The 22640-nt window shown below is 59.2% G+C and carries 25 protein-coding genes; 23 read left to right on the plus strand and 2 right to left on the minus strand.

Annotated features, from left to right (window positions below; genetic code table 11):
• Nucleotides 1-33 precede the first annotated feature (33 nt).
• Genes KI810_RS12045 through KI810_RS12060 form a run of 4 tightly spaced genes read left to right on the plus strand, consistent with a single transcriptional unit; the run spans nucleotide 34 to nucleotide 5569 of the window.
• Nucleotides 34-2460 (plus strand): YfhO family protein, encoded by a 2427-nt coding sequence (locus KI810_RS12045; protein ID WP_214175800.1) that lies wholly within the window; start codon nucleotides 34-36, stop codon nucleotides 2458-2460.
• A complete protein-coding gene (locus tag KI810_RS12050; RefSeq protein ID WP_214175801.1) occupies nucleotides 2457-3191 on the plus strand; it encodes a tRNA1(Val) (adenine(37)-N6)-methyltransferase in 735 nt (244 codons plus the stop codon). Before KI810_RS12045 ends, KI810_RS12050 begins: the two co-directional genes overlap by 4 nt.
• 1 nt (nucleotide 3192) lies before the next feature.
• The gene (locus tag KI810_RS12055; RefSeq protein WP_214175802.1) at nucleotides 3193-3954 is read left to right on the plus strand and encodes a glycosyltransferase family 2 protein; all 762 of its coding nucleotides are present in this window, start codon (nucleotides 3193-3195) and stop codon (nucleotides 3952-3954) included.
• Nucleotides 3941-5569: an ArnT family glycosyltransferase gene (locus KI810_RS12060; RefSeq protein ID WP_214175803.1), complete on the plus strand. Its 1629-nt coding sequence runs from the start codon at nucleotides 3941-3943 to the stop codon at nucleotides 5567-5569. The genes KI810_RS12055 and KI810_RS12060 overlap by 14 nt, the downstream gene beginning before the upstream one ends.
• 16 nt (nucleotides 5570-5585) lie before the next feature.
• Here the strand turns inward: KI810_RS12060 and KI810_RS12065 are convergent, their stop codons facing one another.
• Together KI810_RS12065 and KI810_RS12070 are read right to left on the minus strand one after the other, a co-directional pair.
• Nucleotides 5586-6083 carry a DciA family protein gene (locus KI810_RS12065; protein ID WP_246525562.1) on the minus strand — a complete coding sequence of 166 codons (498 nt, stop codon included), beginning with the start codon at nucleotides 6081-6083 and terminating at the stop codon, nucleotides 5586-5588.
• The gene (locus tag KI810_RS12070) at nucleotides 6070-6327 is read right to left on the minus strand and encodes a hypothetical protein (RefSeq protein ID WP_214175881.1); all 258 of its coding nucleotides are present in this window, start codon (nucleotides 6325-6327) and stop codon (nucleotides 6070-6072) included. Before KI810_RS12070 ends, KI810_RS12065 begins: the two co-directional genes overlap by 14 nt.
• A gap of 102 nt (nucleotides 6328-6429) precedes the next feature.
• On the opposite strand from KI810_RS12070, the gene KI810_RS12075 reads away from it, so the two are divergent.
• The 19 genes from KI810_RS12075 to KI810_RS12165 all read left to right on the plus strand — a co-directional run bounded on the left by KI810_RS12075 (nucleotide 6430) and on the right by KI810_RS12165 (nucleotide 22215).
• The gene (locus KI810_RS12075; RefSeq protein ID WP_214175804.1) at nucleotides 6430-6714 is read left to right on the plus strand and encodes a putative Se/S carrier protein; all 285 of its coding nucleotides are present in this window, start codon (nucleotides 6430-6432) and stop codon (nucleotides 6712-6714) included.
• A 105-nt stretch (nucleotides 6715-6819) separates the two neighbouring features.
• A complete protein-coding gene (yedF, locus tag KI810_RS12080; protein WP_214175805.1) occupies nucleotides 6820-7401 on the plus strand; it encodes a sulfurtransferase-like selenium metabolism protein YedF in 582 nt (193 codons plus the stop codon).
• A 147-nt stretch (nucleotides 7402-7548) separates the two neighbouring features.
• Nucleotides 7549-8910, plus strand: a complete 1362-nt coding sequence (gene ffh / locus KI810_RS12085; protein WP_214175806.1) for a signal recognition particle protein — start codon at nucleotides 7549-7551, stop codon at nucleotides 8908-8910.
• Nucleotides 8911-8986: 76 nt separating this feature from the next.
• The gene (gene rpsP, locus KI810_RS12090; protein ID WP_214175807.1) at nucleotides 8987-9253 is read left to right on the plus strand and encodes a 30S ribosomal protein S16; all 267 of its coding nucleotides are present in this window, start codon (nucleotides 8987-8989) and stop codon (nucleotides 9251-9253) included.
• A 51-nt stretch (nucleotides 9254-9304) separates the two neighbouring features.
• The gene (locus KI810_RS12095) at nucleotides 9305-9535 is read left to right on the plus strand and encodes a KH domain-containing protein (RefSeq protein ID WP_214175808.1); all 231 of its coding nucleotides are present in this window, start codon (nucleotides 9305-9307) and stop codon (nucleotides 9533-9535) included.
• Nucleotides 9535-10056 carry a ribosome maturation factor RimM gene (rimM, locus tag KI810_RS12100; protein ID WP_214175809.1) on the plus strand — a complete coding sequence of 174 codons (522 nt, stop codon included), beginning with the start codon at nucleotides 9535-9537 and terminating at the stop codon, nucleotides 10054-10056. Before KI810_RS12095 ends, rimM begins: the two co-directional genes overlap by 1 nt.
• Entirely contained in the window at nucleotides 10053-10790 is a 738-nt protein-coding gene (gene trmD / locus KI810_RS12105; protein WP_214175810.1) for a tRNA (guanosine(37)-N1)-methyltransferase TrmD, read from the plus strand. Before rimM ends, trmD begins: the two co-directional genes overlap by 4 nt.
• Nucleotides 10787-11371, plus strand: a complete 585-nt coding sequence (locus tag KI810_RS12110; RefSeq protein ID WP_425513900.1) for an RNA methyltransferase — start codon at nucleotides 10787-10789, stop codon at nucleotides 11369-11371. The genes trmD and KI810_RS12110 overlap by 4 nt, the downstream gene beginning before the upstream one ends.
• A 75-nt stretch (nucleotides 11372-11446) precedes the next feature.
• A complete protein-coding gene (gene rplS / locus KI810_RS12115) occupies nucleotides 11447-11800 on the plus strand; it encodes a 50S ribosomal protein L19 (RefSeq protein WP_214175811.1) in 354 nt (117 codons plus the stop codon).
• Between the two features lie 97 nt (nucleotides 11801-11897).
• Nucleotides 11898-12506 carry a ribonuclease HII gene (locus tag KI810_RS12120; protein WP_214175883.1) on the plus strand — a complete coding sequence of 203 codons (609 nt, stop codon included), beginning with the start codon at nucleotides 11898-11900 and terminating at the stop codon, nucleotides 12504-12506.
• The gene (locus KI810_RS12125; protein WP_214175812.1) at nucleotides 12503-12886 is read left to right on the plus strand and encodes a YraN family protein; all 384 of its coding nucleotides are present in this window, start codon (nucleotides 12503-12505) and stop codon (nucleotides 12884-12886) included. The genes KI810_RS12120 and KI810_RS12125 overlap by 4 nt, the downstream gene beginning before the upstream one ends.
• 66 nt (nucleotides 12887-12952) lie before the next feature.
• A complete protein-coding gene (locus KI810_RS12130) occupies nucleotides 12953-13804 on the plus strand; it encodes a nitrilase-related carbon-nitrogen hydrolase (protein ID WP_214175813.1) in 852 nt (283 codons plus the stop codon).
• A complete protein-coding gene (locus KI810_RS12135; RefSeq protein WP_214175814.1) occupies nucleotides 13804-14625 on the plus strand; it encodes an NAD+ synthase in 822 nt (273 codons plus the stop codon). The genes KI810_RS12130 and KI810_RS12135 overlap by 1 nt, the downstream gene beginning before the upstream one ends.
• A gap of 110 nt (nucleotides 14626-14735) precedes the next feature.
• On the plus strand, nucleotides 14736-15551 hold the full coding sequence (gene rsmI / locus KI810_RS12140; protein ID WP_343213500.1) for a 16S rRNA (cytidine(1402)-2'-O)-methyltransferase: 816 nt from the start codon (nucleotides 14736-14738) through the stop codon (nucleotides 15549-15551).
• A gap of 11 nt (nucleotides 15552-15562) precedes the next feature.
• Nucleotides 15563-16732 (plus strand): MFS transporter, encoded by a 1170-nt coding sequence (locus KI810_RS12145; protein WP_214175884.1) that lies wholly within the window; start codon nucleotides 15563-15565, stop codon nucleotides 16730-16732.
• A 383-nt stretch (nucleotides 16733-17115) separates the two neighbouring features.
• Entirely contained in the window at nucleotides 17116-17730 is a 615-nt protein-coding gene (locus KI810_RS12150; protein WP_343213497.1) for a TetR/AcrR family transcriptional regulator, read from the plus strand.
• Nucleotides 17731-17829: 99 nt separating this feature from the next.
• Nucleotides 17830-19041: a porin family protein gene (locus KI810_RS12155; protein WP_214175817.1), complete on the plus strand. Its 1212-nt coding sequence runs from the start codon at nucleotides 17830-17832 to the stop codon at nucleotides 19039-19041.
• A 15-nt stretch (nucleotides 19042-19056) separates the two neighbouring features.
• Nucleotides 19057-19752 carry a cytochrome C gene (locus tag KI810_RS12160; protein WP_214175818.1) on the plus strand — a complete coding sequence of 232 codons (696 nt, stop codon included), beginning with the start codon at nucleotides 19057-19059 and terminating at the stop codon, nucleotides 19750-19752.
• A gap of 36 nt (nucleotides 19753-19788) precedes the next feature.
• Nucleotides 19789-22215, plus strand: a complete 2427-nt coding sequence (locus KI810_RS12165) for a hypothetical protein (RefSeq protein WP_214175819.1) — start codon at nucleotides 19789-19791, stop codon at nucleotides 22213-22215.
• Nucleotides 22216-22640: the final 425 nt, after the last annotated feature.

Here is a 22640-nt window from a genome sequence, read left to right on the forward strand (position 1 = left end):
TTGAAGCCTGAAAAGAATATCGGAGTATTTTACATGACCGAACGGAAAAGAAACCTGCTGGCATTGGCCGGGTTGCTGGCGGTGCTGCTCATCTATTTTGCCAAGATCCTCTTCACCCACCAGATTATCCGGGCACCTGACATCACCAACGAGTTCTACTGGACCGTTCGCCACTTCAAGGATATGGGGTTTTTTGACCTGTTCCGGACCCACCTGCAGGCCGGCTGGGACATGTACGCCAACAGCGGCGGGACCGAGGGGGGGGGGACCCTCTCCCTGCAGTTCCTCTATTACCGAAATCTGCTGTTCTGGCTGATTCCGGCGCCGGCCAACGTAGCGTGGTTCATCGTCTTTCACCTCTTTGTCGGTGGCGCCGGGACCTATTGCTATTGTCGCCTCATTGGTTGCAGCAGGACGGCGGCCTTTCTCGGCGGGCTGCTGTTCGCCATCGTGCCGGAGAACGCCTCCCTCATCAACGCCGGCCACGCCCAGAAGATCGCCACCATCAGCTTCGCCCCCTGGGCCTTCTATTTCTTGGAAAAGGGGTTCATCTGCCGGCGGGTGATCTGGTTCCTGACTGCTGGATTCGTGCTCGCCTTCCAGTTCTTCAACATGCACTGGCAGATCGCCTTCTATACCTGTATCGGCATCGGTGTCTACGGTGTAGGTCGCTCTGTCGGCATCCTGATTGCCGAACGGCAGCGGTCGCCGGGTCAGGTCGGCCGGCTGGTGGGGCTCAACCTGGTGACCATGTTCTTCTTCCTCTCCACCGTGGCCATTTCCCTCATCCCCCTGGCGGACTGGTCCAAGGATACCACCCGTGGCGTGCAGAGCGGCGCCAACCAGGGGCAGGGGGGACTGAACCTGGAAGAGGCCATGTCCTGGTCCATGCCCCCCGAGGAACTGGTGACCTTCGTCGTCCCGGGCATGTTCGGTTTTTCCCGCCAGGAGGGGGGGTACAATACCGGGGATATCGACGCCTACTACTGGGGGCGGATGGTCTTCACCCAGACCATCGACTATATGGGGCTTCTCCCCTGGCTCCTCCTTCCGCTGCCGCTCATCTTCCGGCGTGACCGGTACACCTGGCTGGCACTGGCCGGCGTTGTCGGCGGCATCCTCTTTTCCATGGGGAAATACACCCCCTTCTACTGGTTCCTCTTCGAGCATTTTCCCGGGGTCAACCACTTCCGGGTGCCGAAGATGATGATGTTCATCCCGGCCCTCGGCCTGGGGGTTCTGGCCGCACGGGGGCTCGATATCCTCCGCGACGGCGGGGTGCGCGGGACAAGGGCGTTCCAGCGGTATATGGTTGCCGTGTTGGCGTTGCCGGCACTGCTCCTCGTCATGGTTGCGGTGGAGATGGTCGGGCGGGACTTCTGGCTGAGTCGGTTCATGGACGCTTTTGCCCAGCCGACCCGGTACGAGCAGGGCCCGCAGCTGGTGATGAACCGCTGGAACAACCTGGTCAGGGAGACGGCGATTGCGGCGGTGGTGGCGGCTCTTCATGCCGCTGTGCTGTTCGGACTTGCCCGGAAATGGTTCTCCATGAGGGTCGTGCTGCCGGCCCTTTTCCTCCTGTTTCTGGCCGATACGGGACGGGTGAACGCCAAGTTCATGCTGCTGCAGGATCTCCCCCCATCGCTGCGGGGAACCAAAACTCCTGTGATGGAGTACCTGGCCCGGGATTCGAAGGCGTACCGGGTCCTTCCCATGAACGGCCGGGATCCGATGCATTATGCGAGCAACGGCATCCCGGTGATGTTCACCTCCAATCCGGTGATGGTACAGCGCTGGCAGGATTTCCTTGACGGGTTTACCTTCGATTCGGCCATGCTGGACCTTCTGAACGTGAAATATCTCATTTACGACAAGGCGCAGTACGAGAAGGAAAAGGACAAGTTGGGGGGCAGGTTCACGCCGGTTTTCACCTCCCCCGACGGTGTGGAAGTAGTGGTGGAGAACCGGACCGTGCTTCCCAAGGCGTGGCTGGTACCTGCGGTGCTTGTTACTAATGAACCTCGTCAACAATTGGGGCTCCTCCGGAGTCCGCTCTTCGACCCGCGTCGCCTGGCGCTGGTGGAGTCCCAACCTTCCCTTCCTCTGGCTGATCCGATGGCGTCGGGGAGTGGCAACGTGGGGGAGGTGACCGTCGGGACGTACGAAGCCAACCGGATAACCTTGACCTGCCAAGTGACCCGGAATTCTCTGCTGGTCATGGGTGAGAAGTATTACAAGGGGTGGCGGGCACGGGTAGACGGCAAACCGGCCGAGATTCAGCGGGTTGACTACATTCTGCGCGGCGTGTACCTTGCGCCGGGGACCCACACGGTGGAATTCACCTTCGACCCGCTGCCGTTCAAGGTCGGCAAATACCTGACCCTGGCCTCCTTCGCTTTTTTTGCCTTTATGGTGGCGCGGGAGTGGAGAAACAGAAGAAAGGTGAATGGTGAAAGGTGAAGGGTGAGGAAACCATCGACGAACTGCGGGACTATGACCTTCGCCTCGTCCAGCCCCGTCACGGGTACCGCTTTTCCCTCGATCCGCTCCTCTTGTGTGAGTTTGCCGGTGTCAAGGATGGTGAGAGGGGGGTGGACCTGGGGACCGGTTGCGGTGTGATCCCCCTGGTGATGGCCCGTCGGGCAGCACATGTCGAGTTTGTCGGTGTCGAACACCAGCAGGTGATGGCCGGGATTGCGGAGCGAAATGTCCTTCTCAATGGACTCTGTGAGCAGGTGACGATTCTGGAAGAGGATGTGGGTCGGGTGCGGGCACATTTCCCCGTTTCTTCCTTTGATCTGGTGACAGCAAACCCTCCCTACCGGCGGCGCGGTACCGGTCGCATCAGTCCCCGGGCGGGGCGGGACCTGGCCCGGCATGAGTCGACCGCCGGTCTGGCCGATTTCCTGGCCGCCGCCAAGTACTTGGTGAAACCGACGGGGCGGATATGTTTCATCTCCCACCCATCCCGGCTAGTAGAGTTCTTCACTCTGGCGACGGACCTGAAGCTGGCACCGCTTCGCCTGCGGATGGTGCATGGGCACGGGGACGCCGATGCGCGGATGTTCATGGCCGAACTGGCGAAGGGGCGGAAGGGGGAGTTGAAGGCACTGCCGCCACTGTTTGTCCGTGACGGGGGGAGGCATTGTGGCGAAGAGATTAAGAACGTCAATGGGGGGAGCGAGCGATAGAATGTTGAACGGAAAGAAGATAGCGGTGGTGCTTCCCGCCTATAATGCGGGAAAAACGCTGGAGATGACCTACCATGAGATACCCTTCGAGTTTGTGGATGAGGTGATTCTTGTCGATGACGCCAGCCGTGACGATACCGCGGAGGTGGCGCGACGGCTGGGGATACGGACTATTGTCCACGAGCAGAACACGGGGTACGGCGGCAACCAGAAAACCTGTTACCGGACGGCGCTGGAGCACGGTGCGGACATCGTGGTCATGCTCCATCCCGACTACCAGTACACGCCGAAGCTGGTTACGGCAATGGCGGCCATGATCGCCTTCGGCGAGTTCGATGCGGTGCTGGCCTCACGGATTCTTGGCATCGGTGCCCTCAAGGGAGGGATGCCGCTCTACAAGTACATCGCCAACCGGTTTTTGACCCTGTTCGAAAACCTCCTGCTCGGGCACAAGCTTTCCGAATATCATACCGGCTACCGGGCCTTTTCCCGGGAAATCCTGGAATCCCTGCCGCTGGAGAAGAATTCCGACGACTTCGTGTTCGACAACCAGATGCTGGCCCAGGTCGTCTGGTTTGGCTACCGGATCGGCGAAGTGAGCTGTCCGACCAAGTATTTCGATGACGCTTCATCCATAAATTTCAGGCGCAGCGTGATTTACGGGTTGGGGGTTCTGAAAACGGCGGTACAGTTCAGGCTGGCGAAGATGGGGCTGGCCGGTGCGGCAATTTTTACCAAGGGGGGCGGTTGTGCGGGGAAATGAGCCGTCCGGGACGGAGAACCTGACCAAAGGGGACCTTCTCCTCATGGGGGCTCTGTTCCTTGTCGCCCTGGGGATAAAGTTCTACTTCCTGCAGTTCTACCGGGTCATATCTTCGGATGGCGTCGCCTACGCCCAGATCGCCCGGGACATCCTCGGCGGGAGGGGGTTGGCCGGCGCCACCCATTTCCCCCCTTTCTATCCGCTGCTCGTGGCCCTTTTTCATACGATGTTCAGCGACATAGAGCTTGCGGGGAGACTGGCCGCCATGTTCATGGGGAGTCTCCTCGTCGTGCCGGTCTATCTGCTCGGCCGGGAATTTTTCGACCGGCGGGTCGGCATCATGGCCGCCGTGCTCGTCATGGCCTGGCCCAGTCTCCGGCAATGGTCGAACGAGGTGATGAGCCAGTCAACCTACATCACCCTGGTACTGCTGGGTGCGTATCTCGTCTGGCATGCCTGCAGGAACAGATCGTTGGCATATGCCGTGGCCGGTGGCGTGTCCATGGGGCTGGCGCACCTTACCCGTTCCGAAGGGGTACTGGTTTTTCTTGCCCTTTCCCTTGTCCTCGCGGTCGATGCGGCGATACAACGTAACGGCCGGCAATTCGCCTGTCTGCTGGCGGGGTGGGGTGCATTCGTTGTCGTGTTTTTACCCTATGCCTACTTTCTCCATGAGGTAACCGGCACGTGGCAGCTTACGGGAAAGAGCCGCGTTGCCCTTGCCGATTCCCTGATGGAATTTCTCGGCCGGCCCGACCTGAAGAGGGATCCCGCGTTCCAGGAAATCGGTTACCTGGATGTGGTGAGACAGTATCCGGACTTTCTCCGCCAGAATAGTGCCGGTAATCTTAAGAAATTCGCCAGAGAATTCGTCCCTCCCGTTATCTGGCTTTTCGGCCTGCTCGGCTTCTGCGCCGGCGGCTGGAGCCGGGAGCACCTCAAGGAGCGGGCCTTTCTGGTTGCCACCTTTGCGCCGCTCGGGATCATCATCGTTTTTTTCTTCATTGGGCCGGAGTATATCCAGCCGTACCTGCCGGTATTCTTCCTGTGGGTTTCTGCCGGTGCCCTCTGGATGGAGACGCGGGCACTCGCCCTTGTGGGAATGGACCGCCATCCGCTCCTTACCCTGCGGGGGGCGGGAGGTATGTTCTCGCTGGCGGCAACGGTGCTGTTCGCGCTCTATCTTCTCGCGGGGCAGGTCCCTGCAGACCGAAATATCCCCTATCACTTTTCACAGGATGGGGGGAGGTATGATCACAAACGGATAGGCCTGCTGTTGAACGAGTATCTGCCGAAGTCTGCCAGGATAATGACACGCTGGGGAAGGGTCGGGTTCTACGCGGACCGGGGGTGGGTAGACATGCCCCAGGCCAGTCTCGAGGAGATCGTGGCAACGGCCCGGAAGGACGGCGCCCGGTATATCGTTGTCGATGGGGCACTTGCCGGCTTGCGTCCGCAGTTGGGAGTGTTGTACGAGCCCCTTTTCGTTGAAGGAGCCAGCGGGGTCTACGTGGAAAAGGGGGCGGGTTTCAGACCTGTTCCCGGGCTGAAATTATTTTTCCTGTTCCGGGACCCTTCAAGTGTGGGGGTTGCGGTCTACGAAGTGATGGGATAACATGTTCCGCTGACGTTCATTTCTTCCTGCCCGGGGGCTCCGTTGCCAAGTGCTTGCTCAGCAGGCCGGCAATGGCGTCGCGCAGTTCCTGATTTGCCACGGCAGCTGTCTGCTCGACTACCCGTTCCCGTTCGGGGGGGGAAAGGGTGCGTGATGGCGGCGGCGGGGATTTCACCGCTACGGGCTGAGTTTCGGGCTGACCGGCCCGCAGGTAGATATCCTTGACGAGGTCGCATCCGAGCCGGACATTGAGCCGGGCAATAATGTCCCGCTTGAGGAAGGTGAGTTGCTGCATCCAGGGGGCATTGGCGACCGTGACGGTCAATACTCCGTCGCGAAACCCGGTCGGACGGGCTTGGGCAGCGATTGCAGGGCCGACCGTCCCGTCCCAGAGGAGCCAGATCTTTCCTTCCTGAAGCCGTTTCTCGACTGGTTTGCCGTGCAGTGCCGTGGCGAGCAGGTCGGCTACGGCCAGGGGACGTGGCATTTTTCGCCGCTTTTCATTGATTGCCATGACGCTTCCGGTGGAGGTACCCCCCGATAATCTGGCCGGCCACCGCTCCTCCCAGGGTCAGGGGGATGAGTTTCCAGCTGAAGCCGGCTTTGATGCGGAGATAGATGATGAGGGGGATGGAGATGTGGACGTAGAAGTACCAGCCGAAGGTGAATTTTTCACAGCTCTGCCTCAGGTAGCCGAAAGGTACGTTGATGGCAAGGGCGAGCAGAATGAGGCATATGAGGGTCACGAGCGGGTGCATCGGCCCATAGTAGGGATTTGGCAAAATTTTGTCAATCCGCATCTCGAATGCGATGACTTGCCAGGCCGGCATCCTGCCGGGAGAGAGGTGGAGTGGTGATATATGGTTAAAGAAGGTGATTACGTGGCGATTTTCAACTCGATCCACCGGGTGATGAAGGCTGAGCAAATCCTCAAGAGTCGTCACGTGGCGATGCTGCTCATCCCTGCCCCCCGAGACCTCAGTGCCGACTGCGGGCTTGCCATAAGGTACGCTGCATCGGACCGGGAGGCTGTGGAAAAGGCGCTGTCGGAGTCGGGGCTCGTTCCGGAAGTGATCTACGTTCGCCTGGACGGGAAGTATGCGAAGACCGGGACCAGGGACCAGGGATTAGGGATTAGGGATTAGGGATTAGGGATTAGGGATTAGGGATTAGGGATTAGGGATTAGGGATTAGGGATTAGTCCTTTACCGGTCCCCGATACCAGGTCCCCGATTTTAAAAGGAGATACGATGAAAACGATAGATTGTCGGAATATGGCCTGTCCGCTGCCGGTGGTTACCGTCAAGCGGTCATTGGAGGAGGCGCCGGGAGAGGCGCTTCAGGTGCTTCTGGACAATGGGGCGCCCCGGGAGAACGTGACCCGCTACGCTGCGAACCGTGGGCTGGTGGTGACGGAAACGGCCCTGGAGGAGGGTGTTGCCCTGGTGATAACGGGCGAGGCGACAGCTTCCAGGGATGGAGGCGGGACAGCGATCGGTCCGACCGTGATGCTCATTGCATCCGATCGAATGGGGGATGGTCCGGAAGAGTTGGGGCGTCTGCTCATGAAGAACTTCATCATTACCCTGCTGGAACTGGACCGGTTGCCGGATCGCGTCCTGTTCGTCAACAGTGGTGTCCTTCTTACCACCGACGGGTCGGATGTCGTTGAAGTGCTGGAGACGCTGGTTAACCGGGGTGTAGAGGTTTTTTCTTGCGGCATTTGTCTCGATTATTTCAATCGCAGGAACAAACTCCTGGCTGGAGCGGTGACCAACATGTTTACCATCGCCGAGAGTCTGCTCACGGCAGGTTCGGTCGTGCGGGTGTGAGGAGAAAGGTGAAAGTGCGCGGGAAAAATTGTCTTGACAAAAACTCTTGCCCCCCACTATAGTTAACCTCTTTACTGGTGGATATCTGCGAGCCGAAGCCGGTGATTGTGCTTTGCTCGCCAACCATAAGAAATAACTAGGGTTTGAATGTTCGAAAACCTTTCTGATAAGCTTGACCTGGTCTTCAAGAAGTTGCGGGGCCAGGGGGTGATGACCGAGGAAAACGTCAAGGATGCCCTGCGCGAGGTCCGGCTGGTGCTTCTCGAGGCTGACGTCAACTTCAAGGTCGTCAAGGATTTTGTCGAAAAGGTCCGAAGCCGTGCGGTCGGCACCGAGGTACTGCAGAGCCTTACCCCTGGCCAGCAGGTGATCAAGATCGTTCACGACGAACTGGTCGCCCTCATGGGAGGAGGCGAAGACAACAGCCTCGACCTGGCAGCGAAGCCGCCGGTGGCCATCATGATGGTCGGTCTCCAGGGGGCCGGAAAGACCACGACCTGCGGGAAGCTTGCCCGCTACCTGAAGAGTCAGCGCCGGCGGCCTTTGCTGGTGCCGGCCGATGTTTACCGGCCTGCGGCCATCGAGCAGCTGAAGACCCTGGGGCGGCAGTTGTCCATAGAAGTGGTCGATGCCCGGGCCGATCAGGACCCGGTGGATATCTGCCGGAATGCCTTGCAGTACGCCGAGCGTTCGGGTTTCGATACGGTCATTTTTGATACCGCCGGCCGGCATCAGATCGACGACTTTCTCATGGACGAGCTGGTCAGGATCAAGGGGGCCGTGGAGCCTCGGGAAATCCTGTTCGTGGCGGATGCCATGACCGGCCAGGAAGCGGTCAACGTCGCCAGCGGCTTCAACGACCGCCTCGACATCACCGGTGTGGTGCTGACCAAGCTGGATGGCGACGCCAAGGGGGGGGCCGCCCTTTCCATCAAGGCGGTCACCGGCCGGCCGGTGAAGTTTGCCGGTATCGGCGAGAAACTTGACGCCCTCGAGGTTTTCCACGCCGACCGTCTGGTGTCGCGCATTCTCGGCATGGGTGATGTGCTGACCCTGGTGGAGAAGGCCCAGTCGGTATTCGACGCCAAGGATGCGGAACGGCTTCAGCAGAAACTGAAGAAAAGCCAGTTCGACCTTGAGGACTTCAAGTCCCAGCTCCAGCAGATCAAGAAGATGGGGTCCATCGATTCGATTCTCGGGATGATCCCCGGTGTCGGCAAGATGATGAAACAGCTCCAGGGGGCCCAGCCTTCGGAGAAGGAGCTGAAGCGGATCGAGGCGATCATCGATTCCATGACCCGCGCGGAGCGTGCCAATCACAGCATTATCAACGGCAGCCGTCGTCTCCGCATAGCCAAGGGGAGCGGTACCTCAGTGCAGGAAGTCAACCAGCTTCTCAAGCGCTTCACCGAAGCGCAGCGGGTCATGAAGCAGTTGCAGAAGCTCGGCCCCAAGGGACTCATGAAGGGGATGGGTGGACTTGGCAAGGGGATGTTCCCTTTTTCATGACGTCGGTTATACTTACAGACTACATAAACTAGACTCTCAGGCGGTCCATGGACCGTCACACCACCAGGAGGAAGAAATGGCAGTAAAAATCAGGCTTGCCCGGGCAGGCGCAAAGAAGAAACCCTTTTACCAGATAGTCGTTGCCGACGTGCGATCCAAGCGCGACGGGCGTTTCATCGCCAATGTGGGCACCTATGACCCGAACCAGAACCCCGCGGCCGTCACCTTCGAAGAGAGCGAGACGCTGGAATGGCTCGGCAAGGGCGCCCAGCCGACCGATACCGTCAAACAGATCCTCAAGCAAGCCGGAATCTGGGAGAAGTTCGTTTCCAAGGCCGTGTAATCCTGTTCCCCCCGGTCCGCCGGACATTCTACATCGACAGAGGATACCGACATGAAACAGCTTGTAGAAACCATCGCCAAAGCGCTCGTAGATGATCCCACCCAGGTGAAGGCAACCGAGGAGATGGAAGAAGATACGACCGTCATCAAGCTGACCGTGGCAAAAGAGGACATGGGGCGGATCATCGGCAAGGAAGGGCGGACCGCCAAGGCAATCCGGACGCTGTTGAATGCGGTTTCCACCAAGGATAACAAGAAGGCTGTCCTGAAAATCGTCGAGTAATGCCGGACCGCACCGAACCGATTCTGATTGGCAAGATTGCTGCGACCCACGGGATAAGGGGACAGCTGCGGGTGATATCCTACTCGGGAGAACCTGCCAATCTGACCGGTCTCAGGTCGGTGCTGCTGAAGGGAAGCGCGGGCGACATGGAGCGTTTCGCCGTTGCCGGGGCTTCCGTGCATGGCACGAAACTGCTTCTGTCACTCAAGGGGTATACGGAGATCAACACGGTGCTCCACTTTGTGGGACGGGAACTGTATGCCGACCGGGATCAACTCCCCCCCCTTGACGATGGAGAGTATTACTGGTGCGACCTCATCGGGCTGCGGGTTATGACCGACCAGGGCGATCTGCTCGGTACCCTGACGGAGATTATCGCCACCGGCAGTAATGATGTGTACGTGGTAACTGCCGGGGAGAGGGAATACCTGATTCCCGCCCTGGCTGACGTGGTCCTGGACGTCGACCTGGCTGCCGGCACCATGAAAGTCAGCCCCCCGGAGGGGCTGTTCGATCTATGAAAATAGATGTTCTGACGCTTTTTCCGGCCATGTTCACCGGGCCCCTGACTGAAAGCATCATCAAGCGGGCCGTGGATAAAGGTCTTGTGGAGATAAGCCTCCACAATATCCGTGACTACGCCGTCGACCGCCACCGGACAGCGGATGATACCCCCTACGGTGGTGGGGCCGGGATGGTCATGAAAGTAGAGCCGCTGACCGCCTGCCTTGAGGCAGTTCTTGAGGCGAATCCCAGGGGACGAGTGATTCTGACCACCCCCCGGGGAAAACAGTTCAATCAGGGGATGGCTGAGGAACTCGCCCGGGAAGAGGGACTCGTCATCATCTGCGGGCGGTACGAAGGAGTGGATGAACGTGTGAGGGAGCTTTTCGGTGCGGACGAGATATCCCTCGGCGATTTTGTCCTGACCGGCGGAGAGATTGCCGCCATGGCCGTGACGGATGCCGTCACCCGCCTGATTCCCGGAGTGCTGGGGAGCGCTGAGTCGGCTGCGGCCGATTCCTTTTCCGACGGCCTCCTCGAGTACCCGCACTATACCCGCCCTCCCGAGTTCAGGGGGCTCTCGGTGCCGGAGGTGCTCCTTTCGGGTAACCACCGGGAAATTGACCGGTGGCGGCGCTGCCAGTCACTGGAGCGTACCTTGCGGGAACGCCCGGACCTGCTGGCCACCGCGCGGCTGACCGATGCAGATCGCCGTTGCCTTCGGGAGCTTGGCGAGGATGATGGGCAATGACCATGTCGGGTTTGCCTGCAGCCAATGTCTGCATTGCGCTGCTCCACTATCCGGTTTACGACAAGAACCGGCAGGTGGTGACCACCGCGGTTACCAACCTTGACCTGCACGACATTGCCCGTGCCGCCCGGACCTTCGGGCTTCACCGCTATTACGTGGTGACACCGGTCGCGGAGCAGCAGAAACTCGCGGAGCGGGTAATACGGCACTGGCAGGAAGGATGGGGCGCAACCTATAACCCCAAGCGGAAAGCCGCCCTCGATCAGGTGCGGGTGATTGCGGCACTCGCTGATGTGCTGGATGACATGACGAAACTATATGGTCGCCCTCCACGGGTTGTGGTGACCGGTGCCGGTGAGCGAAACAATACCGTCTCTTACGGGACACTGTCGGAACTTTGCCGTGACCGGTGCCAGCCGTATCTGCTTCTGTTCGGTACCGGCTGGGGGATGACCGAAGAGATTTTCGAACGGGCAGATTACGTGCTTCCACCCATCAAAGGGCCGACGGAGTACAACCATTTGTCGGTTCGTTCGGCGGTGTCCATCATTCTTGACCGCCTGTTCGGCGAACGGGCTTGAGTACGAAAGCAGTTACCATTCTGCATTGAAATGCTGAGAGAAAGCTTTGGCGAGCATAAGAAAGGAAGAAAGAACATGAACAAGATTGACGCAATCGAAATGGAACAGATGAAAAAAAACATCCCACCGTTCAAGGCTGGCGACACCGTGCGGGTGCAAGTCAAGATCGTTGAAGGGGACAAGAGCCGTATCCAGGCCTTCCAGGGAGTGGTGATCGGTCGCCAGAACGGCGGGGTCCGGGAAACCTTCACCGTCCGGAAAATTTCCAACGGTATCGGGGTAGAGCGCTGTTTCCCGCTCCATTCGCCGATCGTCGATGCCATCGAGGTGATTACCCGTGGCCATGTACGGCGGGCAAAGCTGTACTACCTGCGCAAACTGCGTGGCAAGGCAGCGCGCATTCGCGAAAAGAAATACGTGGCACAGTAACCGGCTGGAAAGCCCCGGGTTTCCCGGGGCTTTTTATTTTGTACTTCGGTGACAAGGGGGCTCCGTGGATCTGTTCGGTCAGGCACTGCAGCCGTCCATGAGGCAATTCGAGGAGTTGGCGGCAAGGCGGGGATACCGGCAGGTTGCCGGCGTGGACGAGGCGGGGCGTGGTCCGCTGGCCGGGCCGGTCGTCGCGGCAGCGGTAATTTTGCCGGCTGATGTTGATCTCCCCGGTGTCAACGATTCGAAAAAACTGACCCCCTCCCGCCGGGATGAACTGTTCGATCTCATCCATTCCCGTGCGGTGGCGGTTGGTGTCGGGATGGGGGACCACCTCCTCATCGACCGCATCAACATCCTCCAGGCTACCCTTGCAGCCATGGGGGAGGCCGTAGGTGCTCTCACGCCCCCCCCCGACTATCTCCTCGTCGACGGCATTTCCTGTATTCCGCTTTCCATTCCCCAGCGCACTATAAAAAAAGGTGACAGTGCCAGCATCTCCATTGCTGCCGCTTCCATCATCGCCAAAGTCACGCGGGACCGGCTGATGGCCGCCTACGACCGGCAGTATCCCGGCTACGGTTTTGCGGAGCACAAGGGGTACGGCTGTGCGAGCCATCTGGCCGCCATTGCCTCTCTCGGTCCCTGCCCGATCCACCGCGCTACTTTTCGAGGCGTTAAAGAACACGTGAAAGGTGAAAGGTGAAAGGTGAAGCGGGTTCGGACAACAGGAGTGTCGGTGCACGGGGGGAAGAGGTTGCCGTTGCCTTCCTGAAGGGGAAGAAATATGTCATCCTGGAACGGAATTTCCGCTGTAAGGGAGGGGAGGTGGACATCGTGGCCCGGGACGGCGGAACCATCGTGTTCGTGGAGGTCAAGAGCCGTCGCAGCGAGTCCTACGGACCACCCCAGTTGAGCGTCACACCTTTCAAGCAGCGGCAGATATCCAAGGCTGCCCTGACATGGCTGGCAAAAAACCGGCAGCACGACGCCAGCGCCCGCTTTGATGTGATCGCCATCCTTTTGCTGAACCACCAGGTTCCCGCTATTGACCATATTCTCAATGCCTTCGACCTTGCCTATTGAATACCCGGGACGATTGCAATGCCCACTTCCCTGTGGTAATAGTTGACGAAAATTGCGGAGACGACCATGGATTTTACCGTTGCACTGGCACAGATCAAGCCGAAGCTCGGCTGTGTTGCTGACAATCTGGCTCTGGCGGAAGCGGCAGTGGCCGATGCTGTCAAAGCCGGAGCCGGGTTGGTACTCTTCCCGGAACTGGCCCTGACCGGCTATTTTCTCAAAGACCTCGTACCGGATGTCGCTGTGCGTCTCGACGCCCCCGAGATTATCCGGCTGCAGGAACTCTCCCGCCACATAGCCATCGTCATCGGCTGCGTGGAGGTCTCTTCCGATTATCGTTTCTTCAATTCGGCCCTCTACTTCGATGGGGGGGAATTGAAACACGTGCACCGCAAGGTCTATCTCCCCACCTACGGGATGTTCGACGAGCAGCGCTACCTCGCCCGGGGGGAACGGTTCCGTGCCTTCGGCAGCCGGTTCGGCCGGATGGGGATACTCATCTGCGAGGACATGTGGCATCTGTCGGCCCCCTACATTCTCGCCATGGACGGTGCCACTACGCTCCTCTGTCTTTCCAGCAGTCCCGGCCGGGGGGTAAGCGAAGACGAAAGCCTCGGTTCCACGGCTGCCTGGCAGAAGCTGACCGCCACGACCTCCATGTTTTTCAACTGCCGGGTGCTCTACTGCAACCGGGTCGGTTACGAAGACGGCGTCAGTTTTTGGGGAGGGTCGGAGGTGGTGAGCCCCGCGGGAAGCGTGACCGCCAGGGGCAAGCTCTTTGAGGAAGATCTGGTGGTGGCCCGGGTCGAAGAGGGGGAATTGCGCCGCGAACGAATATTCTCCCCCTTGATGCGGGACGAGAGCCTGTCCGTCACTCTCAAGGAACTTGAGCGGATCGACCGGGAAAGGGGATGCTGATGGGAAGTCTTGGGATGAATACGACGCTTGCGCGGACGATCCTGGTCGGGTTCATTCGCGAGGAGGTGCGGAAGGTCGGCCTCTCGCGGGCAGTGCTCGGTCTTTCCGGCGGCATCGACTCGGCCCTGGTCGCCTTCCTGGCGGCCGAGGCCCTTGGCCCCGAGAATGTCCGGGCCATCATCATGCCGTACCGGACCAGCAACCCGGAAAGCGAGGCCCACGCCCGGCTGGCGGCGGAACAGCTCGGCATCGGTCATGAGGTGATCGAGATCACGCCCATGGTGGACGCCTATTTTGCGCGCTATCCCGACGCCGACAACATGCGGCGGGGGAACAAGATGGCCCGTGAACGGATGACCATACTCTATGACCATTCGGCGGCCCGGTCCGCCCTGGTGCTCGGCACCAGCAACAAGACCGAACTCCTCCTCGGCTATGGAACCCTCTACGGCGACATGGCGAGCGCCCTCAACCCCATCGGCGATATCTACAAGAGCCAGGTCTGGCAACTGTCGGAAGCGGTGGGGGTGCCCCGGGTCATCATCGACAAGAAACCCTCCGCCGACCTGTGGGCTGGGCAGACCGACGAACAGGAACTGGGCTTCACCTACCGGGAGGTGGACGAACTCCTCTACCACATGATCGACCTGCGCTACAGCCGTGACGAACTACTTGCCAAGGGGTTCGGGGCCGAATTCATCGACAAGATCCAGGCCAAGGTGCAGAACTCCCATTTCAAGCGCCGCCTGCCGGTCATCGCCAAGGTCTCCAACAGGACCATAGACCGGGATTTCCGCTACTCCCGCGATTGGGGGAAGTAATGGGGACTAGGGACCAGGGACCAGGGACTGGGGAAAAACGGGATACAGTAGAATCATCGAGTAGTTTACCGGTCCCCGGTTCCCGATCCCCGGACCCCGGGGTTTTATACATAGTTGCAACCCCCATCGGGAACCTGGAGGATATGACCTTCCGGGCGGTCCGTATCCTCAAGGAGGTGGATCTTGTCGCTGCCGAGGATACCCGCCATTCCCGCAAGCTACTGACCCACTTCGGCATTTCCCGCCCCCTCACCTCCTATTACGATCACAACCAGAATCTCAAGGGTAACTACCTTCTGGAGCGTCTGCAGGGGGGGGAGTCGGTGGCGCTCATCTCCGACGCCGGCACCCCCTGTATTTCCGACCCGGGCTATCAACTGGTGCGGGATGCGGTGGCAGCGGGAATAACCGTGGTACCGGTTCCCGGGCCGTCTGCGGCCATTTGCGCCCTTTCCGCAGCCGGGCTTCCCACCGATTCGTTCGTCTTTGCCGGTTTCCTGCCGAACCGTTCAGGAAAGCGCCGCGAGAAACTTGCCTCACTTGCTGGTGAGCAGAGAGTGATGGTCTTTTACGAGTCCCCCAACCGGCTCCTTGCCACATTGACGGATATGCTGGAACTGTTCGGTCCGCGGGAGACCGTGGTGGCCCGGGAGTTGACGAAAATCTACGAGGAGTTCATCCGCGGTTCGCTCCCCTCGGTCATTTCCAACCTTGATGGCCGGCAGATCAAGGGTGAGGTGGTTATCCTGGTCGCTCCGGACGATGCCCCCGGAGCGCCACCGGTCACGGCGGTGCCCGAACTGCTGCGACGCTGTCTGGAGGAAGGGCTTTCCCTGAAAGATGCCGTGAAGCGGGTGGCGCTCGAGACCGGGCAACAGCGCAGTGCGGTGTACGATGAAGCACTCCGGCTCAAAGGGGTGGAGTGATGAACCGAGGGGTGTTCCGCGGCATCTCGGGGAACGTCCTCGTACTGGGGGTCGTCAGTTTTCTCACCGACGTCTCCAGCGAGATGATCTATCCGCTCCTCCCCCTCTTCCTGACGACTGTCCTGGGTGCGGGACCAGCCATTCTCGGGGTCATCGAGGGAGTGGCGGAATCTACCGCTTCTTTCCTCAAGCTCGGTTCCGGCATCCTTTCCGACCGGCTGCCGAGGCGCAAGGGCCTCGTGGTGGGCGGCTACGCCGTTTCCTCTCTGGCCCGGCCGCTTATCGCCGTTGCGACAACCCCTCTGGCCGTCCTCGGCGTCCGTTTCGCCGACCGGATCGGCAAGGGGATCCGGACCTCACCCCGGGATGCGCTCATCGCCGATTCGGTCGATGCCGGGGTGCGGGGCAAAGCCTTCGGATTTCACCGCTCCATGGACCATGCCGGGGCAATCGTCGGCCCGCTTGTGGCGACCGCCTGTCTTGCCTGGTTCGCCTTCGACCTGCGGGCCGTATTCTGGCTCGCCGGCGTGCCGGGAATCCTGGCGGTGCTCCTGATAATTTTCAAGGTACGGGAGACCGGCCGCCGGCACCTTGAGGACGGTCGCTTCCTGTTCACGATTCCCAGGGGGCGGCTGCGTGCCTACCTGCTGGTCCTCTTTATCTTCACCCTCGGCAACTCCTCCGATGCCTTTCTCCTGCTCCGGGCCAGCCAGCTGGGGGTCACGCCGGCCCGTATTCCCCTTCTCTGGACTTTTTTTCACCTCATCAAGATGCTTGCGACCATGCCATTCGGTGCGCTCTCTGACCGTATCGGCCGGCGGAGCGTCATCCTTGCCGGCTGGAGCGTCTATGCCCTTGCGTACGGGGGATTCGCCCTGGCGACCACCGAACTGCACATCTGGCTCCTGTTTGCCTTCTACGGACTCTTCTATGGCCTGACTGAAGGGGTGGAAAAGGCCCTTCTGGCGGATATTGCTCTCCCTGCAGAGCGGGGCGCGGCATTCGGCTGGTACAACTGCGCCATCGGCATCGGCGCATTGCCGGCCAGCGTCATCTTCGGCATGCTCTGGCAGCGGTTGGGTCCCCATGCAGCCTTCGGCTGTGGCGCACTGGTAGCATGTCTGGCGGGGCTGCTCCTGCTGCTGATCGTTCCAGCCCGGCGGCCGGCTGCCACCACCTGACTTTGTAGCGCTCGCCCCGTCTTCCCTTCACAATTCTTCCTGCATGTGATGTCGGTCTGTCCGAAGTCACCCTGTAGCTTTGAACGCAACAGGCGAGCTATGGGGAAATGGCCATGCTCCTCCGCGAAAACCCTGCCTCTATGCCTTGCCTGGCAGGGGCCGCCATGGACCTTGTGTCATGGCCTTGAGGCAATGCGCTGATATCAAACCAGTTTTTTCATTAAACGCACATGCATTAATTTTGGCTGGCTTTGTGCAAATAGGGGTTGGATAGGTTGCCGGTCAGAAAATCGATGTTACACTGTATACACTCTGTTTTTTTACCGGGAAATGTAAGCAAGCGCTTACTAATAACCTGCTGCGAACCAGCTTTCGAGTTGAATGTGGGCATCCCCGACCCCGTACAAGATACCAGAGAACGAATACTGAGCGCTGCCCTGAAGCTCTTCGCGGAGAAGGGGTATGTCAGCGCCTGTACCAAGGATATCGCCCGGTCGGCTGGCGTCGCCGAAGTGACCCTGTTCCGTCATTTCACCAGTAAGGACAGGCTCCTCGAAGAGGTGCTGTCCCATTTTACCTTTGTCTCCGTCATGCCCCAGCTGCTCAAGGAGATTGCCGATCTTCCCTGCGAGGAGGCGCTCACTATCCTTGCCGGGAGATTCATCGACTATCTCATCCTGAGAAAAGATTGGGTGAGCATCATGCAGGCTGAAATGCAGCGGGCTCCGGACAAGCTTTTCACGGTTTATCATGCCTTCCTGGACGAGCTGTTCGGAGGTTTTGTCGCCTGTTTTCGCCAACTGCAGCGGCGGGGCTGCATGGGAGATTTCGACCTGGAGCTGGGTGCGCGGATGTTCCATGGCATCTGCTTCAACTATTTTACCCAGGAGGAACTGCTGGGGCGCAAGAACTACAAGTCTGCCGATCGGGACCTGGTACTCCGGGGGTTCGTGCGGATATTTCTGTATGGCACGTCACGCAACAGGCGTTCTGAATGATGGAGAGGTAAAAACTTAGAAAAGGAGGGATGTAAGCGGGCAAAAACTGTCTGACGTAAGCTGCAGAATGTGATCAATTCAGAAAGGAGGTCCGATTGAATGGGGATTAAATGGGTAACACGAATGTGTCTCCTGGGGTCTCTGCTGGTTTCCGCGACGGCCTGGTCCGCGGAAATCCACGGCAGAAGCTCCACCCAGCTGTTATGGTACAACAACGAATTCCTTGAGCAGCGCCAGTTCGAAGCTGCCGAATACCTGCGCCTTTCCATCACCAACATCGACAAGGCGGGCAAATTCAACATCTACGGTTATGGCAGACTCTCCCAGGATTTCACCAACGGCGAGGGAGGGGCGGGGCGACTCTACTACCTCTATGGCGAGTACCGCGATCTGTTCGATAAAGCCGACATCCGGGTCGGCCGGCAGTTCGTCAATGTCGCTGCGGGGAGTGCCGTCATCGATGGCCTCCAGCTCGATATCAAGAATGTCGGTCCGGTAGGGTTTTCACTCTTTGGCGGCCGCGACGTGGTTTTCGGACTGGACGGCGAGCTCGGCTACAGCTGGAACACCGACCTTGGCATGTCCGCCTACCTGACCGGCTTCAAGCAGACCGATGCCGAGGTGAGCTGGTTCCGCAAGTGGGATCACGGCAATGTGGCCCGCGACATCCTGGGGTTGTCGGCCAAGCAGTACCTCTTGAACAACCTCAAGGTCTACGGTAATGCCAAATATGACATAACTGCCGAAACCTTCAACGAGGTCCAGGCCGGGTTGAAATTCTACCCCACGTCAAACCTGGTCTTCAGCGGCGAATACTACCAGAGCTACGCCACCTTCGACACCACCTCGATCTACTCGGTGTTTGCCGTCAACCAGTACCAGGAAGGTCTGGTCCGTGCCGATTATACCTTCAACGACATGGTGTCGGTCAATGCCGGCTACAACCGTCAGTGGTATGGCGAAGGGGCCGTTGCCAATGTCTACCATGTGGGACTTGGCGTGCGGCCGTTCGAGCCTTTGAAGGTGAACGTGGAATATGACAACCGTACCGGCTACTATGGCAGCACGAACGGGGTCATCATCGACGCGGATTACGAGATCACCAAGAACGCCAACGTGGCCGGTGGTTTCACCTACGATGTCTACCAGCGCGACAAGGTGACCGGCGACGAAATTGCCCGCAGGTACTGGCTGGGTGGCAAATACAAAGTCACGAACAACATGGCCGTTTCCGGGCGGATCCAGACCGACGCCAACGCGCGTTACAGCCATAACACATCAGGACGTGTAACGTTCGATTATGACTTTTAGAAAGGGGGTGCACCTGTGAAGAAACTGCTTTTCGCCTGTTTGCTTCTGGTAATGCCTGCCTTGTACGTGCAGCAGGCCGTAGCCCAGAAACAGCAGCACAAAGAATATGCCGACATGAAGATCGCCGAATGCAATGATTGTCACAAGGCAGAAGGGATTGCCCCCAATCATGGCGGTGACTGGCTCCAAAACCATCGGACGCTCGTCAAGCAATCCACCAACAACTGCGCGCAGTGCCACAAGCAGTCGTTCTGTCTCGATTGTCACAAGGGGGGCGGCATCAATGCCGACCTGTCGGCTGACACCTTCGGACGCGATTATGTGCCCAAGAGCCACCGGAGCGATTTCGTCACCATTCATCCGATCAAGGCCCAGGACAATCCGCAGACATGCTACCGCTGTCACGACCAGAAATACTGCACCTCCTGCCACGACCGCTTCCCCAAAGGAAAGCTGCGGATCAAGTCGCACCTGATGCTCGGTCCGGACGGACAGAGGTATGCCCCGGCGCTTAATGAGCATGCTTCCGAAGCACGGCGTAACCTCCAGTCCTGCCAGACCTGCCATCCGGAAGGGGATGTCTGTATCCAGTGCCACGCCAGCGGCAAGACCAGCCCCCACCCCCGCAACTGGGGGCGGATCAAGGAAAATATCCGGGACAAGGCCGGAGACAAGACCTGTAGAAAATGTCATCTGCCTGGGACGTATTGACGTTCAAGTAGCCTACCAACACAAGGAGGAAACAGCATGAGTAGAAAAAGCCTGAAGTATTCAGCCCTGCTTTTTGCAACACTGCTGGCGACCGCGCTTACCGGCTGCGGTACCGGCAACAAGGAGGGGGGAACCGTCGCAGACGTGGCGAAAGTTGACGAAGCCAAGTGCAGGGTCTGCCACGCGGATACGATCGATCCTGTATCGGGGACAAGCATTCTGCAAGATTATCTCGGTACAAAAGATTCCACCGGCGCTGTAATTACTCCCGCCTCGGTACATTTCCAGCTTCCCGACGGCACTCCCAATGCGGACGCCGGCTGCCAGGGCTGCCATGGCGGAGGAGCCCAGCACAACGGTGTGGGGCCGATCCCCTTCAACAATCCGTTGGCTGAAGGCCGGTGCAATGCGGCTGAATGCCACAACAACAAGGTTCCGACAGGGCTTACCGGAACCGCTTTTGCTGCCACGTGCGGCGGCTGCCATAACGCAGCTATCCACGGTATCCAATTTAAAGACCCCGCGCTGTTCAATGACTGCATCGGGTGCCATGCCATCGCACAGACACATCCGACCAATGTGGTCAAGGACAACAACAGCGGCGTTCGTGCCGTCACTGCCGAATTCAGCAAGTGGTCGCACCACGTAACGGGTGTTAATCTGCAGAATGCCCATTGCGCCGCCTGCCACCTCGAAGGTAAGGCAGAAGGTGGAAAAATTGTCGTTGACCGTGCCTACCACATGGCTGACAACAAAACCCATCTGCGTCACGCCGATACCGACGCCGACATGCAGTGGGATCCGGCTGCGCCGAACCACACCACCATGGACAACTTCTGCATGAGCTGCCATGACGCCAATGGCGCAACATCCGCACAGAGCGCCGTCATCCGCGCCCTGATGATCCCTGCAGCCGGCAAGACGGCTTCCGCGAGCAACCCGTTCGGCGATACCATCTCCAACCGCTACGACAAGATGCTCCGTCCGGCCGTTGTCAACGTCGACAGCCAGTTCAACACAACCAACAACTCGCACCACGGCGTAAAAGGTCCGCGCTACTCCGGCCGCACCAGAGACGCCGGCCCGCGTCAGATCAAGAACCCTGCGGCATTTGCCGCCAACTCATCCTCCACCCTGTGGGGCAAGCGTTCCACTATTTATGACTCCGTTAATGCTATAACCGGCGTCAAAGAGACGGTCAACGCTGCATTTAACGCTCTCTATGTTCCGCTTGAAAATGCCGGCGGCGAAGCATCCCCGCGTACCGGCGCCCAGACACTCGGTGATGATTCGACCCTCCACTGCGGCGATTGCCACACCGTCGGCCAGTGGAAACCGGGAACGGCCAAGTCCTTTAACCCGACCGGTCCCACGAGCGAAGTCGCCGGATTTGTTTCACCCGCTATCGGTGCACACGGCTCCAACAACGAGTACATGCTGCGCAACAGCAGGGGTACCGACGAGCGTCACACCCAGGATGCCTATGTGGCAAGCGCCGGCGTTATCACCCTCCAGAACCCGAACGCCGCGTTCCTGGTCTGCTTCAACTGCCACAGCTACAAGCGGTACGGCAGTGTCTACAACGCTACCGGCACCACCGGTCCGCATGCCGGTGAATACGACGCGTCCGGCCGCTGCAACGGCGTCGGCAACACCATTCCGTTCAATGGCTATACCACCGGTACGGCCACCGACGGCACCCAGTTCCTGAGCCGTATTGGTGAATTCACCAGGGCTGAGGGTTCTTCCACCCCGGCTTTCGCACCGGGCTTCCCGCTCAACTTCGCAAACGCTCCTGGTGGTGTTCAGGCTGCTACGTACACCGGCGAGCAGAATGCCGACTTCGGCAACGTCTTCGGCATCCAGTGCCTCAACTGCCACAACTCCGGTCTGGGCAACGGCTACGGCGGCATCCACGGTTCGGCGAACAACTCTCCGGGCACGGCCAATACCGCAGCAGCCGGCGGTTACCTCAATCCGGATCCTTCCGTCAAGGGTGGTGCCTACGTCGATGGTATGGGTAACACCGGCAAGGTTCAGCGCTTCCTGCCGGGCCTCGGTAACGTCATGCACGTTCCGGGTACCCTGGGTGGCGTCACCGGTGGCAAGGTTGCCGGTCCGATCACCAACTCCACCTCGGTATACACCTTCGTCACCGGCGGTATCTCCAACGATACCAACTGGGAACAGGTAGCGTGGCAGCAGGTAGCAGGTCAGCCGGTAACCGTTACGGCAAGGGCCGGTGCAGGCTGTTACACCCTCAACGACGAGGGAACGGGATCCTCTCTTGACGATCCTGCCTCCGCTGCCTATGGAATCAAAGGGCAGTCTTTCGATGGCAACCCGGCTTCCACCCCGAACGCAGCCAAAACCTGGGGCGGATGCGATGACCATACGGGTACCGTTGTAGGCGGTGGTGACCACGGTTTCATCAAGCGTATTAACCGTCCGGTCACTTACTAATCGGTAGTCTGAACTGGAGAGAGGGGCAACCCTCTCTCCTCCCTGAACATGTACTGCAGGCCGGCACCCAGGTGCCGGTCTTTTTTTGCAGGTTACGATCAGGGACAGGTGGGGCGCAACCGAGGGGGGCAAACGGGGAAGCACTCAGCCCGTCCCCACTCCTGGAGAAGGAAGCAGTCTGCACTGCAATCTGGCCGGAGGTCAGATCATCTCAGCATCGGATTCATTATTACAGTTGACGGCACTAAAATAATGCTGCTAGTATCGCGAATGCCCGTTTCGGGCGAGTTTGGTCCAATTCCATCATTTGGATTCATGGAGTAAGAAATGAACTGCCTACGCTCTATTAAAACCGCACTTCCTCTCATTGCCGCAATCATGGTTTGTGGCTGCAATTCGGGAAAGGAAGCGCCTGTCGCACCTTC

Source organism: Geomobilimonas luticola (assembly GCF_018476905.1).
Classification (GTDB): domain Bacteria; phylum Desulfobacterota; class Desulfuromonadia; order Geobacterales; family Geobacteraceae; genus Geomobilimonas; species Geomobilimonas luticola.